Genomic DNA, 14846 nt, shown 5'->3' with positions numbered 1-14846 from the left:
CACGGTGTCGGGCCCTAACGGTCAGACCCAGGCGCCGCTGCGGAGCCCAGCAAGCCTACCATCAAATATGAGGCGATAACCACGCCTATACAAGGGGGAAGGAACGCAATGGATCCCAAAGCTCCCGATCACAATTCCCGGAGGACCGGCGCCGCCTTCTGGCCCAGCACCCGCCACGTGCCGATAAGCCCGATGCCGACGGTCAGCACCAGCGAGGCCACAACCGTGATGATCGCCACATCCGGCAGGAAGGTCGAGGGAAGGCGCATGATGCGCGACACGATGAACCAGGCGGATACGCCGCCGGCCAGAAGCGCAAACACGGCGGTGGCGAAGCCGAGGATCACGTATTCGTAGCTAAAGGCACGAATGAGCATGGATCTCGTTCCCCCCAACGTCTTCAGGATCACGGCATCGTGGGTACGGGCGCGGTTTCCGGCCGCAAGCGCCCCGGCAAGCACCAGCACCGAAGCGATCAGCGCCATGGCGGCCGCTGCCCGGATCGCGGTTGCCAGCTGGCCGATCAACTGATCGACGATATCGATCGCATCCTTGACCCTAACACTCGTGATGGTCGGATAGGCATTGCTGACGGAGCGCAGGATTGTCGCTTCATGCTGCGCCGTTGCCGATGGATCGGTGAGGGTCGCAAGCCAGGCATGCGGCGCGCCGCGGAACGTGTTGGGCGAGAAGACCATGACGAAGTTGATGGACAGCGATTCCCATTCGACGTTGCGGAAACTGGAGATCTTGGCGGTGATGTTGCGGCCGAGCACGTTGACGGTGACCGTATCACCGAGTTTCAGTCCGAGTTCGCTTGCCTCTTCCGCCGAAAATGAAACGAGAGGCTCGCCGTCATAGTCGGCCGGCCACCATTCACCCTGCGTCAGGGTCGAGCTTTCCGGCTTGTTCTTGGCGTAAGTGATGCCGCGATCGCCGCGCAGGACCCAACGGCCCTTTGCCGGAACATTCATCTGACTGACATCCTGACCGTTGAAGGCGAGGATGCGACCCCGCAGCATCGGCACCTCGAACAGCTTGGCGCCGGGTGCCTGCTCCTGCAGCAGCTTGCGGAAACCATCGACTTCGGCGCTCTGGACATCGACGAAGAAGAAGTTCGGCGCGTTGCGGGCGATGTTGCCGGTCAGCTGGTTGCGCATGTTGCCGTCGATCAGCGCCAGCGTCACCAGGAGTGCCAGACCGAGGCCGAGCGAGAGCACGACCGAGGGCGTCAGGGCGCCGGGACGGTGGATATTGCCGAGCGCCAGCCTCAAGGCCGGCGAACTGACGCGCGGAGCCCGACGGGCAAGCCACGAGATGAGCGCTGCAACCAGCCGCAGCAACACGAAGGCGCAGGCGACTGCGCCGAGGAAGACCGAGGCGACGAAGTGATTTTCGGACGAGAAGATCGCAAGGATTGCGAGAGCGGCGAGTGCTGCGCCTGCGGCTGCCAGATACGGCCAGGATGGAAGCCGGCCCGTGTCGAAACTCTGTTCTCTGAACAAAGCTGTGGCAGGGACCTCGCGCGCGTGTCCAAGCGGCAGAATGGCGAAGGCAAAGGTGATCAGCAGACCGAACAGGGCGGCGAGCCCAAGCGCAGACGGATAGATGTTGATGCCATCCGGTACCGGAAGCACGCCTTCGAGAAAGCGCAGTGCCACGATGGGCGAAACGGCGCCGATGACGAGGCCGGCCAGAATGCCGATCACTGCCAGAACCATGATCTGGAACAGGTAGATCAGCGTGACAACAGTTGCGGGTGCGCCGAGGCATTTGAACGTGGCGATCGTTGTGCGTTTCGCATCGAGGAAGGCCCGCACGGCGTTCGCCACGCCGACACCACCGACGATCAGCGCGGTGAGGCCGACCAGCGTCAGAAACTGCGAGAAGCGCTCGACGTTTTCGGTAAGCGACGGGGCTGCGCGGTCGCTGCTTCGGATCGACCAGCCGGCGGCCGGGAACTCTCGGTTGGCGCGATCGGCCAACCCGGCCCGGCTGGCAGGATCACGCAGCTTGATCTTGTAGGCGTGTTCGACAAGGCTGCCGTTTGCCATCAGGCCCGACGCCTGCAGCGCTTCCCGGCTGACCATCAGGCGGGGCGCAAAGCCGAAGCCATCGGACACCGCGTCCGGTTCCGACGCGATCGTGCCGCGCAGGACGAGCCTGATATTGCCGAGCAACAGTTCGTCGCCGGTCTTTATGCCGAGGCGCTCGAGCAGAAGCGGTGCGGCCAGCGCGCCGAAGGTCTCGCCCTGTTTGGCGACGAGTTCCTGCAGGGGCGCGGCTGGCTCGGCCTTAAACTCTCCGTAGAGTGGATAGGCGCCGTCGACGGCCTTGACCTCGACCAGCGCCTGTTCGGATCCATCCGGCTTGCGGGCCATGGAGCGAAGGCCGGTTGAGACAGACATCTGGCCGAGCCCGCTCAAGAAGGCGCGTTCCTGTTCGGTCGCTTCGCGGTTGTTCAGCTCAAAACGAATATCGCCGGCAAGCAGTTGCTGGCCTTGGCCGGCAATGGCTTCGGTAATGGCGCGCGAAACGGAATTGACGGCGGCAATCGAGCCGGTGCCAAGCGCGATACAGGCGAGGAAGATGTAGAAGCCGCTAAGGCCACCGCGCATTTCCCGCAATGCCAGGCGCAGTGCAATTTTCAGCCGAGGGACCGCGACCATCATACGGATGCGACCTGAACGGCTGGAGCGCCTGCTCCGTCGTCGATGATTTCGCCGGAGCGGACGCGGATCTGGCGCGAGCAGCGGGCAGCGAGCGAAATGTCATGGGTGACGAGGATCATCGTCATGCCGCGCTCGGCCTGCTTGGAAAACAGAAGGTCGGCGATCTGGCGCCCGGTCTCGGTATCGAGATTGCCGGTCGGTTCGTCCGCGATCAGCACGGCAGGCGAGGGGGCGAGTGCGCGGGCGATCGCCACGCGCTGCTGCTCGCCGCCTGAGAGTTGGCCGGGATAGTGGTGCAGCCGTTCACCCAGGCCAACCGCTGTCAGCTCGCGGCGGGCGATCTCGAACGGATCTTTCGCGTTTGCAAGCTCCAGCGGGACTGCGACGTTTTCGAGCGCGGTCATGTTGGCGATGAGGTGAAACGACTGGAAGACGATACCGATATTGCGGCCGCGGAAATCCGCCAGCGCATCTTCGGAAAGGTTGTGAAGCGCCTGGCCGTTAATGACGATCTCGCCGCTGTCGAGGCGTTCAAGGCCGGCCAGCACCATCAGCAGTGTCGATTTGCCGGAACCGGAGGGACCAACGATGCCGACCGCTTCTCCTGTGTCGACGTCAAGATCCATGCTCTTCAAAACGTGAACGGATGCCGCCGCGCTGCCGAGGGTGAGATCGGCTTTTCGCAGCGTGATGATGGTTTTAGTCAATGCAGACCGTCCTATATAGGCTTCAAGAGCAATTCATGCCGCGCTGCGGTTAAGCCCAAATCTAGGAGACCGATCGTGCGTTTTAAAGCAAGACCGCTTCAATTCCTCGTCATGATACTGGCAGCACTGACCTCAGCCCCGGTTTTCGCCCAGAACAAGACCCTCCAGATCGTCGGCTTTGGAGACAGTCTGATGGCCGGCTATCAGCTGGCGCCGGCAGAATCCTACACCGCCCAGCTCGAGGCAGCGCTGAAGGCGAAGGGCCTCAATGTGGCGATCAACAATGCCGGCGTGTCCGGCGATACCAGTTCCGGCGGGCTTGGACGCATCGACTGGTCGGTCCCTGACGGTACGGATGGCGTGATCCTGGAGCTTGGCGCCAACGATGCGCTGCGCGGCATCGCACCCGAGCAGACGGAAAAGAACCTTGATGCGATGATCACGCGGCTGAAGGCGCGCAACATCGCGATCTATCTGGTTGGCATCATGGCGCCGCCGAACATGGGCAGCGACTATGCGCAGAAGTTCAACCCGATCTACGAAAGGCTCGCCAAGAAACACGCGCTGCCGCTCTACCCGTTCTTCCTTGATGGCGTGACCACGGTTGCCGGAATGCAGCTTGAAGACGGCATGCATCCGAACGCAAAGGGTGTCGCGGCCATGGTCGAAAAGAGCCTTCCTTCCGTCGAAGCCTTCCTTGGGGACATCGGTAGTCAGCAAAAATAATATCTTGCGCGGAAGCGAGTTGCATGTTCCGCTGTTAGCATCTGCAAAAGATTCGAGGAGGTCCCTATGCCGAGACTTTTCATCGCCCTCGAAGTTCCACGCAATGTCGCCATGAGCCTGTCGCTGCTCCGTGGCGGCATCCCCGGCGCACGGTGGATCGATGTGGAGAACTATCACATCACCCTTCGCTTCATCGGCGACATCGACGGACGGACCGCAGACGAGATCGTCGACCGGCTGGACCGGATCGACCGTCCGGAATTCCAGCTAAAGCTGACAGGTATCGGTTCGTTCGGATCGAAGAAGCCGCATTCCATCTTTGCCGGCGTCTCCCCGTCGCCCGAACTTCACGCGCTGCAGGGGGAAACCGAGCGGATCTGCCAGCGTCTCGGACTGGCGCCGGATCCGCGGAAATTCACGCCGCATGTCACTCTGGCACGTCTCAAACACTGCCGACTCGATGAAGTCGTACATTACCTTTCAGGGCGCGGGAATTTTCACACCGCGCCCTTTGTCGTTCCGCGTTTCGTGCTGATGTCTTCCAAGGAATCCTGCGGTGGCGGGCCCTACCTGACGGAGGAAATCTTCCCGCTGCGCGAGCTCAGCTACGGCTATGCCCAGGACGAGATGGAAACAGCCGAGCACCGTTTCTAGTCTCTGGCGAAGGTATGCTGATGGCCTATGAGGTGCTGGACAGAGAAGCGATCGAGCGCGAGATCGCCACTCTAGATGGCTGGACGATGGGCCCTGATGGCGACGCGATCACGAGGAGCTTTGTCTTTGCGTCGTTTCGCCAAGCCTTCGGGTTCATGGCGGAATGCGCGTTGGCGGCTGAAAAACTCGACCATCATCCGGACTGGTCCAACAGCTATTCGCGTGTCGAGGTGCAGCTCACCACCCACGCGAAGAAGGGGCTGACAGATCGTGATTTCAAGCTGGCGCGAGCCATGGACGAGGCATTTCGCGCACGGATCGTCACGCCCCGGAATTGAACTTCACACCGGCATTCCCATATGCTGATGCATTGAAGCGAGCATCTGGAGTGACGGAATGAGCGTGGATGACGTCAAGATCGGCGAGATCCTTCTGCCCGGCGACGAAAAAACGCAGGATCGCCGGGAAAAGCAGGTGCGTGCCAGGTTCTGGCCGACGATGCGGCGAGCTGCGCGGCAAATTCCATTCAGCCGCGATCTGGTCGCCGCCTATTACTGTGCCGTAGACCGAAAAACACCCTTGCGCGTTCGCGGGACCTTGCTGGCAGCGCTCGCCTATTTCATTCTCCCCATCGACATCGTCCCGGATTTCTTTGCGGTCGTCGGGTTCAGCGATGATATCGCGGTTCTTGCTGCGGCCCTGCGCATGATCCAGGGCCATATCAACGACGGACATTACGACGCAGCAGACAGCGCGCTTGCCGATCACCCCGATATTGCAGCCGGAATGAAGACGAGCGGCTGATCCGGCCGCCCCGCCGCTTCAGTTCGGTGAAGTCTCTTCCAGTGCTCGCCGCAGGCGCTCGAACGCCAGCCTGATGCGCGACTTTACGGTGCCCAGCGGAAGCCCGGTCGAAGCGGCGATTTCGGAATGGGACTGACCCAGGAAAAAGGCCGCCCGCACCAGCTTCATCTGCTCGTCCGGAATCTGAGAAAGTGCATCACGGACCCTCTCGTCGCGCTCCTTGCTTTCAAACAAGGTGTCGACGCCCGGTACCTCCGCCAAGGCAAGAAATGTCTCCTGGCCGTCAAACTTGCGGTTTCGGGCGCGGCGTTTGGCATCGATGTGGCGGTTTCGTGCGACCCGGAACAGCCAGGTCGACAGGCTTGATCTTGCGGGATCATAGAGGCTGGCACGATGCCAAAGGATGGTCATGACATCCTGGACGAGTTCTTCTGCCTCGTCCGAATTCATGCCGCGCTTCATCAGCCAGGATTTCAGGCGTGGCGCGAAATGATCAAAAAGCGCAGTGAACGCGTCTTGATCACGCGTTGCAGCCACTGCCCTGACCAGGCGGGCGAAGCGGTCTCTCTCGTCCCCTAGCATCTAACCGGCAGTAGGCTTTCTTTGTGAGTAGGCGTCAGCTTTGCGACTATCCTACCGTATCGGTAGAAAAACGGGTAGCGGTTTTAAGCAGGATTTATACGTAGTTTCAAAGTGCTGCGGCCTGCGTCATCGGACGGACAAACTCTTGCCCAAATCGTTGTTGAGTGATGCGCCCAGAAAACTCGACGTCTGGAACGGGCATCATCAAACTCAACCCTGCGCCGCATTCGACCACATCCCGGTTCACTACATATTCAGCATCCAACCGATAGTGTTGACTCTTTGGTAACCGGAATGAAGTCAAAATGGGACCCGACCGTTGGGACGCCGCATATGACGCCCAGACATGACGCCGAGAAGGCATGTCCGTACTGGCCCGGCTCGGGCCCTTGAAATTACGAAAATTGGCAGGAGATCATGGCCGCTAGAACCGTCGCAATCGCATTGGCGCTTACTCTCGCCGGAATTGGCGCAGGACTTGGCGCCGGCACGGGTACCGCTTCCGCCCAGACGCCGAACCGCATCCAGCAGTTCAAGGCGTGGGGTGCGTATTCCTACAAGCAGGGCGCGGCTACGGTCTGCTACGTCTTGTCCGTCCCGACGACCAAGGAGCCTGCAAGCGTCGATCACGGCGATATCTTCTTCATCGTGTCGCAGCGCCCGGGCCAGAACATCTCCTACGAACCGCAGGCGATGATGGGCTACACGATGCAGACCAATTCCAAGGTCACCGTGACGATCGACAACAAGAACTTCACGATGTTCACCAAGGACAAGGCCGCCTGGGTCGAGAACGCCGCCGAAGAACCGGCTCTCGTTGCAGCGATGCGGACCGGTCAGAAGATGAGCGTCAGCGCCGTATCCGGTCGCGGCACCAAGACGTCCTACGCCTATTCGCTGCAGGGCATTTCAGCGGCTCTGAAGCAGGTCGAATCCTGCAAGTAAGCAGAGATTTCCACCACCGCATTGGAAGGCCGGTCATCGACCGGCCTTTTGCGTTTGACGAAGAATAGTGACGTGGCGTCGTTTTGATGATAAAGCGCCCGTCAAGATTAGTCCTGCGCGACCGTTCCTCGGAAAGTCGCTTACCCGGGACGCCATGATTTCACAGAAAGACATGCCACGGCGATGCGCGAAACCTGCGCTGGGCGAAGGCATGTTATTCGAACGGGATATGAAGAAATGTCGGTCTCCGAGGCCTTTGCGCCTGTCGCCATCAAGAAGCCGCTCGTCGCCAATCCGGACCTGTTCAGTGAAAAGCCGTCGCTGATCGGTATGTCGCGCGAGCATATGAGCGCGGCGCTGAGGGAAAAGGGCATACCGGAAAAACAGGCGCGCATGCGTGTCAGCCAGCTCTGGCACTGGCTCTACATTCGCGGCGTGTCGGATTTCGACGCGATGACGAATGTCGCCAAGGACATGCGCGAAATGCTGAAGACGCATTTCACCATTGCGCGTCCCGAAGTGGTGGAAGAGCAGATTTCCAACGACGGCACCCGCAAGTGGCTGCTGCGCTTTCCGCCGCGCGGTGCCGGTCGTCCGGTCGAGGTCGAAACGGTTTACATTCCCGAAGAGGGCCGTGGCACGCTCTGCATATCGAGCCAGGTCGGCTGTTCGCTGACCTGTTCCTTCTGCCATACCGGCACCCAGCGCCTCGTGCGCAACCTGACGGCCGAGGAAATTCTGAGCCAGTTGCTTCTGGCGCGCGACCGGCTGGGTGATTTTCCCGGTGCCGACACGCCGCCCGGCGCTTTCGTGCCGACCGGCGACCGCAAGGTCACCAACGTCGTCATGATGGGCATGGGCGAGCCGCTCTACAATTTCGAAAGCGTCAAGACGGCGCTGCTGATCGCGACCGACGGCGACGGACTTTCGCTCTCGAAGCGTCGTGTCACGCTGTCGACGTCGGGCGTCGTGCCGGAAATCTATCGGACCGGCACGGAGATCGGCGTGATGCTGGCGATCTCGCTGCATGCGGTGCGCGACGAACTGCGCGACATGCTGGTGCCGATCAACAAGAAGTATCCGCTGAAGGAATTGCTGGAAGCCTGCCGCCAGTATCCGAGCCTGTCCAACGCCCGTCGCATCACGTTCGAATATGTGATGCTGAAGGACGTCAACGACAGCCTGGAGGATGCCAAGCTGCTGACCCAGATGCTGAAGGGCATTCCGGCGAAGATCAATCTCATCCCGTTCAACCCGTGGCCCGGTACCAATTACCAGTGCTCGGACTGGGAGACGATCACCAAGTTTGCCGACTTCATCAACCAGGCAGGCTATGCCTCGCCGATCCGCACGCCACGCGGCCGCGACATTCTCGCCGCCTGTGGCCAGCTGAAGTCGGAATCGGAGCGCATGCGCAAGACCGATCGCCTCGCCTTCGAAGCGATGATGATCGCCGGCCATGGCGAAGACGACTGACGCCGGGAGGGCTTCGATTGCTGGCTGAACCGGCTCGAAGCCTGGAAACTCTCATCAGTCCTTTCGTTTCTGACACCGAGCGCTCGAGGGGCGGCAAAAATGCCCCCTTGCGCGCCGCAAATGCGCTTGATTCCGTTGTAGGGGTCATATGCAGACTGCAATAATCTGATATCGATGTGGCTCATCCAGGTGCAACCGGAAGATGCCGCCATGTTTCAGCATCCCATTAGGAAGTCTGCATTTTATGTCTCACTAACAGGCGGAGCGATAGTTGCTGCCTTAATTTCCACAACCGCAGAAGCGCATGTGAAATGGTTCGCACCCTACATCGTGGGTGCGCCTCTCCAGCCGGTCGAAACTGTTCTGCGCGATATCTGGTTCTGGGTGGCGATCGTACTCGTTCTCGTTTGTTTCGCCGCAGCCCGGGCGATCGAAACCAGCCGTTTTGGACCGTTGATCTTCGAAGCGCTTGATCGCTTTACCTCGCCGCTCTGGTCGAGGATCGACGATTATGTCAGCGTCGTCATTGGCTCGTTCTTCGTCGCGATCTTTGCCACGGGTGGCGTTTACCTGACGCCGGACCTGAAGACGCCTGCCGAATGGGTGTCCTGGCTGCAGTTGCTGATCGCTGCCCTGATCTTCTCGCGGCGGACCATGCCTTTCGCCGGCCTTGGAATTGTTGCCCTATGGCTGCTCGCGGCGCGGGACTACGATCTCTTCCACTTGTTCGACTATTTGGCGCTCGGGCTCGGCGTTGCCGCCTACCTGATCATCGAGCCGATGAAAGACGACTGGCGTGTCCACCGTTTTGAAGTGCTGCGCTGGGGGCTAGCTATCGCGCTGATGTGGTCGAGCCTCGAAAAATTTGCCTATCCCGAATGGTTCTATCCGCTGGTGGTGGAAAAGCCCTTTCTCACGATGGGCATGCCCCGCGATGTCTTTATTCCCATGGCCGGTATCGCCGAATTCACCATGGGCTTCGGTCTTCTCTGGACCGCGCTTATCCGTCGCCTTTCGGCCATGGCAATGATCGTCATCTTCACCTCGGCCGTCTTGCCGTTCGGGCGTATAGATCTGATCGGCCACGGGTTGATCACCGCCATCCTGGTGGCGGTGGCCTGCGATCAGAACCGGGCAGACGGGCTGCTGCCCGGACTGAAGCAGAAGCTTTCGGCCATCCCTGCCGGGCTGGCTGTCGCCATCGTGGTTTTCATGAGTGGCTATTGGGGCCTGCATCTCGCCTTCTATGGTGCCGGAGGCTTTTCCGGGCCGGTGGCGGCCGAAAAGACCACCCATTCCCACAGCGTCGAATACCCGCATGGCCCGCAGTCCGACATCGGAATTGGTGCCCCGCCCACCCGCGGCCAGGGGGAGTAACAGAAGAGTCGTCCTTCGACGCGAAGCGAAGGTAGTTTGAAACGAAGGGGCGACCTTATCTCGACTGCGTCATGAAGATCTTCACGGCGAAGACCGAGAACACGCCGGCGAAGGTGTAGTCGAGGCCGCGCAGGACTTTCGGATTTCTTTGCAGCCAGTTCGCAAGCCGATCGGCGGCAAGCACGACGATCAGGTTCACCGGCATGCCGATGGCGATAAAGAAGATCCCGAAGAAGACCAGCTTGCCCGTCACATGCGGATCTGTCGCCGTCACGAACTGCGGAAGAAAGGTCATGAAGAAGATGATCACCTTCGGATTGAGGATATTCACCCAGAAGCCGATCGAGATATTTGCGAGCGGGCTTGCCGTTGCGCGCTCCACGGTTTCGACGGAGAAGCTGGAGCCGAAGCGGATCGCCTGGATCGCCAGCCACAGCAGATAGGCGGCGCCGCCTGTTTTCAGGATGAAGAAGGCGGTGGGCGACGCGGTAATCAGCGCCGAGATGCCGAAGGCGACCAGAAGCGTGTGGCAGACGACGCCGAGACTGGTGCCGAGCACCACGAACAGTGCCGATCTGCGCCCCTGCGCAAGCGCCCGGCTGATCGACAGCGTCATATCAGGCCCAGGCGTCAGCGCCAGAAGCAGGCCGGCTGCGGTGAAGGCCAGAAGCGATGCAAGGCTTGGCAGGAATTCCATTGATGTCCTCGAAAGCCGGATGACGGTTGTCGCTTTTTATCCGGCTTTCGAAGTCCTGCCAAACCTGTCGATCAACTGCCGCTGATGAATTTTTTTGATGCATCCGCAAAGTCCGGATGCCAGCGCGACAGAGGCGGACGGTTTTCGATGATGTCGCCGATCGCCCAGGCCATACGCCGCTCGTCCGTCTTGCGGTCGACGTCGTTGTCCGGGCAAAGGATGTAGAAATCGCCGCGTTCGAGGCTTTCCAGCATGAACTGCACCGTCTGTTCGGAGGTCCAGGCGGCATCGGGCTTTTCGGTGCGGTCTCCCTTGGTCAGGCCGGTATAGACGAAGCCCGGAATGAGAAGGTGAGCGCTGACCTTGCATTCGGGCGTGTTGCGTAACTCGTGCTGCAGGGCTTCGGTAAAGGCCTTCACGCCTGCCTTGGAGACGTTGTAGGCGGGATCGCCGGGCGGCGTGGTGATGCCCTGCTTCGACCCGGTGTTGATGATGAGGGCCGGTTCGCCATGTGCGATCATGCCGGGGCCGAAGGTCCTGCTGCCATTGACGACGCCAATCAGGTTGACGGCCAGAACGTTGTCCCAGTTGACCTGCGGGCCGAACAGGCTGCTGCCGGGCTGGATGCCGGCATTGTTCATGAGCACGTGCACCCGGCCGAAGCGCTGCAGAACGGCACGTTCCAGAGCTTCGATCTCGGCCGGCTTCGAGACGTCGGTGCCGATTGCCACGATATCGGCCTCGCCATCGTCGGCAAGGGCGGCAACCTCGCGACAGGCCTCTGAAAGCCGGTCGCCCTCGAGATCCGCGAGGACGACGCACATGCCAAGTTTCGCAAATTCCTTGGCAGCGGCAAGGCCGATACCGGAGGCGGCGCCGGTGACGACGGCGACATTGTCTTCCTTCAGAGCAGGGTGAGTGATGGACATGGAAAGTCTCCTCTTTGACGCTTCTGTTGAAAGGTTTTGGCGTTCGAAGGTTCGGGCTGTTCTGAGACCCAAAGGTGTTCAACGGCTCGGCGCGATATGGTATGCTACAGCAGATCCGTCAACATGACGCGAGACCGAACCGGAGCCGGCATGATGGGCGAACTTGGATCTATCAAAGTTGACGAAAGACTGGCCGCCTTTGTTGAAAAGCAGGTCGAAGACGGACGATATGGCTCCGCCAGCGAAGTGATCGAGGACGCTCTGCGGATGCTGCAGGAAAGCGACGCGGCCTCGCTGGAGGCCATCCGCGCGGCAATCCAAGAAGGCGAAGATTCTGGTGAGCCAGAGCCGTTCGATTCCGATGAGTTTCTGGAAGAAATGCATCGCAAACATGTCCGGTGAAGCCAAGCGTTACAAGCTTGCGCCGCGCGCGAGACGTGACCTCGCTGAGATCTGGCGATACACGTTCGAAACCTGGTCTCTTGCCCAAGCGGACGCCTATTACGGCGACATCATCTCTACTGTGCAAGCCATTGCGAGTGGTCGCAAGCGGGGCAAGCCGATCGACCAAATTCACCAAGGCTATCTGACGTGCTCGTGTGGCTCCCACTGGATCGTCTACCGACAGAGAGGCGCCCAGGTCGTCATCATCCGCATCCTGCATCAACGCATGAACCTGTCGCGCCATCTCTGACGCGGTCGCTTCCGGGTTTTTCTTGCGCGGCTTTTGAAACTCGCTAAAAGTGCGCCATCCCAGACACGACGGTTGATCCAACCGCCACCACCCGCAGACGGACAATTCGACATGGCACTTCCGAAAGACGTAAAAAAGGTCGTCCTCGCCTATTCCGGCGGCCTCGACACCTCGATCATCCTGAAATGGCTGCAGACCGAACTCAACGCGGAAGTGGTGACCTTCACCGCCGATCTCGGTCAGGGCGAAGAGCTGGAACCGGCGCGCAAGAAGGCCGAGATGCTCGGGATCAAGGAGATCTATATCGAGGACGTCCGCGAGGAATTCGTCCGCGACTTCGTCTTCCCGATGTTTCGTGCCAATGCCGTCTATGAAGGCGTCTACCTGCTCGGCACGTCGATCGCCCGGCCGCTGATTTCCAAGCATCTGATCGAGATCGCCCGCAAGACCGGTGCCGATGCGATCGCACATGGCGCGACCGGCAAGGGCAACGACCAGGTCCGCTTCGAGCTGTCAGCCTATGCGCTCAACCCGGATATCAAGGTCATCGCGCCCTGGCGCGACTGGGCGTTCAAGAGCCGCACAGACCTTCTGACGTTTGCCGAACAGAACCAGATCCCGGTTGCCAAGGACAAGAAGGGCGAAGCGCCGTTCTCGGTCGATGCCAACCTGCTGCACTCGTCTTCCGAGGGTAAGGTTCTGGAGGACCCGGCGGTCGAGGCTCCCGAATACGTGCATATGCGCACGATTTCGCCGGAAGCTGCGCCGGATCAGGCGACAACCATCAAGGTCGGCTTCCGCAAGGGCGATGCCTGCTCGATCAATGGCGTCGAGATGTCTCCGGCAACCCTGCTCGCTGCGCTCAACACCTACGGTCGCGACAACGGTATCGGCCGTCTCGATCTGGTCGAGAACCGGTTCGTCGGCATGAAGTCGCGTGGCATCTACGAGACCCCCGGCGGCACGATCCTGCTCACCGCTCACCGCGCCATCGAATCGATCACGCTCGACCGGGGTGCAGCTCACCTCAAGGACGAGCTGATGCCGAAATATGCCGAGCTCATCTATTACGGCTTCTGGTATTCGCCGGAGCGCGAGATGCTGCAGGCGATGATCGACAAGAGCCAGGAGCATGTGGAAGGTGAAGTGACGCTGAAGCTTTACAAGGGCAACGTCATGGTCATCGGCCGCGAGAGCGCGAAGTCGCTCTATTCCGACCAGCTGGTCACGTTCGAGGACGACCAGGGCGCCTACGACCAGAAGGATGCAGCCGGCTTTATCAAGCTCAATGCACTGCGCCTGCGCACGCTCGCCAAGCGCAACCAGCTCCGCTAAGCGCCTTCGCGCCAGACGGTATCAAGGCCTGCTTCCGGAAACGGAGGCGGGCCTTTTTATTGGCGGCGGTTGATGATCCGGTAGGCGACGTAGCTTCCGACGGCGATATATTCCATGGCGGGAGTTATCGTGCCGATCGCCGTCAGCGGGTCGCCGAAGACAGCGGCGAGTAGGCCGCCGACAAAGCCGCCGCCCATCTGGATGAAACCCATCAGTGCGGAAGCGGAGCCTGCCGTCTTTGGGAAGGGCGCAAGGCCGACCGTCACCGTGTAGGGTGAGATGAACGCGATGCCGAAGGTGGAGACGCCGACCGGTAGCATGATCGACAGGAAGGACGGTGGCAGCAGATGGACGGAGAGGGCCATCATCGTGCCCCCGATACCGCTGAACATGAGCCCGATCACCACCGTCGTCGGCCCGCTGATGCGCCCGGACACAAGCCGCAGTGCAACCGACCCGCTGAGAAAAGCGCCGGTCTGGATGAGCATGCCGAGGCCGAACTGCGTCGGGGTCAGCCCCACTTCACCGATCAGCACGAAGGGAAGCATCGTTCCCTGGGCGTAGAGCGCGCCGATCGCGCCACCGAGGACAAGAGACGGAAGAAGGAACCTCAGGTCGGTGAGAAGGGAGAAGTAGGTCGAAACGAGGATCGAGGGTCTGAGCCGGCTGCGGTCGGGAACCGTTGTTTCCTTGAGGAACAGCAGGCAGCTTGTCAGCACGATAACGCCGAAGATGACCATCAGCACGAAGACGGATTTCCAGCCGAATACTGACAGCGACAGGCCGCCAATCGTGGGGCCGATCGCCGGACCCACCGCCAGCATGATGCCGATCATGTTCATGATGCGGGTGGCTTCGAAGCCGACGAACTGGTCGCGAACCGCGGCACGGGCAACGGTCATACCAACGGACGCGCCGATCCCCTGCACCAGCCGTCCGGCCAGGATCCAGTCGACCGAGGGCGCAAAGACCGCCATCAGCGAGCCGACGAGATAGATCAGCAGGAATGCGATGCTCGCGGACCGGCGACCGAATGCGTCTGAGGCCGGTCCTGCCAGGAGCTGTGCGACGGCAAAGCCGCCGAAGTAAAGTGTCAGACTGAGCTTGATTGCCGCTTCCGACGTGCCGAAGGCCTTCACGAGTTCTGGCATGGCTGGCGTGTAGATCGCCATCGAGACCGGGCCGATTGCCGTCAGCAGGGCGCCGAGCAGCGTGGTTCGCAGCGCGGTCATTCGATTAGGAGGTGTC

At 60.7% G+C, this 14846-nt stretch carries 16 protein-coding genes; 10 read left to right on the top strand and 6 right to left on the bottom strand.

From position 1 onward, the window contains the following. Positions 1 to 128 precede the first annotated feature (128 nt). Both IFT66_RS13260 and IFT66_RS13255 read right to left on the bottom strand, forming a co-directional pair. On the bottom strand, positions 129 to 2672 hold the full coding sequence (locus IFT66_RS13260; protein WP_192077851.1) for an ABC transporter permease: 2544 nt from the start codon (positions 2670 to 2672) through the stop codon (positions 129 to 131). Beyond that, a complete protein-coding gene (locus tag IFT66_RS13255) occupies positions 2669 to 3379 on the bottom strand; it encodes an ABC transporter ATP-binding protein (RefSeq protein WP_113111718.1) in 711 nt (236 codons plus the stop codon). Before IFT66_RS13255 ends, IFT66_RS13260 begins: the two co-directional genes overlap by 4 nt. Positions 3380 to 3454: 75 nt before the next feature. Here IFT66_RS13255 and IFT66_RS13250 point away from each other — a divergent pair, with 75 nt between their 5' ends. The 4 genes from IFT66_RS13250 (at position 3455) to IFT66_RS13235 (ending at position 5563) form a co-directional block, all read left to right on the top strand. After that, positions 3455 to 4105 (top strand): arylesterase, encoded by a 651-nt coding sequence (locus IFT66_RS13250; protein ID WP_192077850.1) that lies wholly within the window; start codon positions 3455 to 3457, stop codon positions 4103 to 4105. Between the two features lie 66 nt (positions 4106 to 4171). Further along, positions 4172 to 4759 carry an RNA 2',3'-cyclic phosphodiesterase gene (thpR, locus tag IFT66_RS13245; RefSeq protein ID WP_092659293.1) on the top strand — a complete coding sequence of 196 codons (588 nt, stop codon included), beginning with the start codon at positions 4172 to 4174 and terminating at the stop codon, positions 4757 to 4759. 20 nt (positions 4760 to 4779) lie between these two features. After that, complete coding sequence (locus IFT66_RS13240; protein ID WP_092660928.1) at positions 4780 to 5097, top strand: 4a-hydroxytetrahydrobiopterin dehydratase; 318 nt, start codon at positions 4780 to 4782, stop codon at positions 5095 to 5097. Positions 5098 to 5161: 64 nt separating this feature from the next. Continuing rightward, complete coding sequence (locus IFT66_RS13235; RefSeq protein ID WP_062462639.1) at positions 5162 to 5563, top strand: YkvA family protein; 402 nt, start codon at positions 5162 to 5164, stop codon at positions 5561 to 5563. A gap of 18 nt (positions 5564 to 5581) precedes the next feature. Here IFT66_RS13235 and IFT66_RS13230 read toward each other — a convergent pair whose 3' ends face one another. Further along, the gene (locus IFT66_RS13230; protein WP_062462388.1) at positions 5582 to 6145 is read right to left on the bottom strand and encodes a sigma-70 family RNA polymerase sigma factor; all 564 of its coding nucleotides are present in this window, start codon (positions 6143 to 6145) and stop codon (positions 5582 to 5584) included. A 417-nt stretch (positions 6146 to 6562) separates the two neighbouring features. On the opposite strand from IFT66_RS13230, the gene IFT66_RS13225 reads away from it, so the two are divergent. The 3 genes from IFT66_RS13225 to IFT66_RS13215 all read left to right on the top strand — a co-directional run bounded on the left by IFT66_RS13225 (position 6563) and on the right by IFT66_RS13215 (position 9943). Then, entirely contained in the window at positions 6563 to 7090 is a 528-nt protein-coding gene (locus IFT66_RS13225; protein ID WP_062462391.1) for an invasion associated locus B family protein, read from the top strand. Between the two features lie 237 nt (positions 7091 to 7327). Next, a complete protein-coding gene (gene rlmN / locus IFT66_RS13220) occupies positions 7328 to 8566 on the top strand; it encodes a 23S rRNA (adenine(2503)-C(2))-methyltransferase RlmN (protein ID WP_192077849.1) in 1239 nt (412 codons plus the stop codon). A gap of 306 nt (positions 8567 to 8872) precedes the next feature. Beyond that, positions 8873 to 9943 (top strand): hypothetical protein, encoded by a 1071-nt coding sequence (locus IFT66_RS13215; protein WP_342344770.1) that lies wholly within the window; start codon positions 8873 to 8875, stop codon positions 9941 to 9943. A 55-nt stretch (positions 9944 to 9998) separates the two neighbouring features. Here the strand turns inward: IFT66_RS13215 and IFT66_RS13210 are convergent, their stop codons facing one another. Further along, a complete protein-coding gene (locus tag IFT66_RS13210; protein WP_062462396.1) occupies positions 9999 to 10640 on the bottom strand; it encodes a LysE family translocator in 642 nt (213 codons plus the stop codon). A 71-nt stretch (positions 10641 to 10711) separates the two neighbouring features. Then, positions 10712 to 11569 carry an SDR family NAD(P)-dependent oxidoreductase gene (locus IFT66_RS13205; protein ID WP_192077848.1) on the bottom strand — a complete coding sequence of 286 codons (858 nt, stop codon included), beginning with the start codon at positions 11567 to 11569 and terminating at the stop codon, positions 10712 to 10714. A gap of 150 nt (positions 11570 to 11719) precedes the next feature. On the opposite strand from IFT66_RS13205, the gene IFT66_RS13200 reads away from it, so the two are divergent. The 3 genes from IFT66_RS13200 to IFT66_RS13190 all read left to right on the top strand — a co-directional run bounded on the left by IFT66_RS13200 (position 11720) and on the right by IFT66_RS13190 (position 13598). Next, on the top strand, positions 11720 to 11971 hold the full coding sequence (locus IFT66_RS13200) for a type II toxin-antitoxin system ParD family antitoxin (RefSeq protein ID WP_249406433.1): 252 nt from the start codon (positions 11720 to 11722) through the stop codon (positions 11969 to 11971). Next, complete coding sequence (locus IFT66_RS13195) at positions 11961 to 12263, top strand: type II toxin-antitoxin system RelE/ParE family toxin (RefSeq protein ID WP_192077847.1); 303 nt, start codon at positions 11961 to 11963, stop codon at positions 12261 to 12263. Before IFT66_RS13200 ends, IFT66_RS13195 begins: the two co-directional genes overlap by 11 nt. A 111-nt stretch (positions 12264 to 12374) precedes the next feature. Continuing rightward, entirely contained in the window at positions 12375 to 13598 is a 1224-nt protein-coding gene (locus IFT66_RS13190; protein WP_062581647.1) for an argininosuccinate synthase, read from the top strand. A 56-nt stretch (positions 13599 to 13654) separates the two neighbouring features. Here the strand turns inward: IFT66_RS13190 and IFT66_RS13185 are convergent, their stop codons facing one another. Next, complete coding sequence (locus IFT66_RS13185; RefSeq protein WP_192077983.1) at positions 13655 to 14830, bottom strand: multidrug effflux MFS transporter; 1176 nt, start codon at positions 14828 to 14830, stop codon at positions 13655 to 13657. Positions 14831 to 14846: the final 16 nt, after the last annotated feature.

The organism is Rhizobium sp. CFBP 13726 (assembly GCF_014841925.1).
Classification (GTDB): Bacteria; Pseudomonadota; Alphaproteobacteria; order Rhizobiales; family Rhizobiaceae; genus Neorhizobium; species Neorhizobium soli.
Note: the sequence above shows the minus strand (reverse complement) of the source record. Positions and strands in the feature narration are given on the sequence as shown.

Excerpts from the sequence above, each read along its gene's own strand:
- IFT66_RS13225 (WP_062462391.1), top strand. The coding sequence starts at position 6,563 with ATGGCCGCTAGAACCGTCGCAATCGCATTGGCGCTTACTCTCGCCGGA.
- IFT66_RS13190 (WP_062581647.1), top strand. The coding sequence starts at position 12,375 with ATGGCACTTCCGAAAGACGTAAAAAAGGTCGTCCTCGCCTATTCCGGC.
- thpR (WP_092659293.1), top strand. The coding sequence starts at position 4,172 with ATGCCGAGACTTTTCATCGCCCTCGAAGTTCCACGCAATGTCGCCATG.
- IFT66_RS13195 (WP_192077847.1), top strand. The coding sequence starts at position 11,961 with ATGTCCGGTGAAGCCAAGCGTTACAAGCTTGCGCCGCGCGCGAGACGT.
- IFT66_RS13200 (WP_249406433.1), top strand. The coding sequence starts at position 11,720 with ATGATGGGCGAACTTGGATCTATCAAAGTTGACGAAAGACTGGCCGCC.
- IFT66_RS13185 (WP_192077983.1), bottom strand. The coding sequence starts at position 14,830 with ATGACCGCGCTGCGAACCACGCTGCTCGGCGCCCTGCTGACGGCAATC.
- IFT66_RS13205 (WP_192077848.1), bottom strand. The coding sequence starts at position 11,569 with ATGTCCATCACTCACCCTGCTCTGAAGGAAGACAATGTCGCCGTCGTC.
- IFT66_RS13230 (WP_062462388.1), bottom strand. The coding sequence starts at position 6,145 with ATGCTAGGGGACGAGAGAGACCGCTTCGCCCGCCTGGTCAGGGCAGTG.
- IFT66_RS13260 (WP_192077851.1), bottom strand. The coding sequence starts at position 2,672 with ATGATGGTCGCGGTCCCTCGGCTGAAAATTGCACTGCGCCTGGCATTG.
- IFT66_RS13240 (WP_092660928.1), top strand. The coding sequence starts at position 4,780 with ATGGCCTATGAGGTGCTGGACAGAGAAGCGATCGAGCGCGAGATCGCC.
- rlmN (WP_192077849.1), top strand. The coding sequence starts at position 7,328 with ATGTCGGTCTCCGAGGCCTTTGCGCCTGTCGCCATCAAGAAGCCGCTC.
- IFT66_RS13210 (WP_062462396.1), bottom strand. The coding sequence starts at position 10,640 with ATGGAATTCCTGCCAAGCCTTGCATCGCTTCTGGCCTTCACCGCAGCC.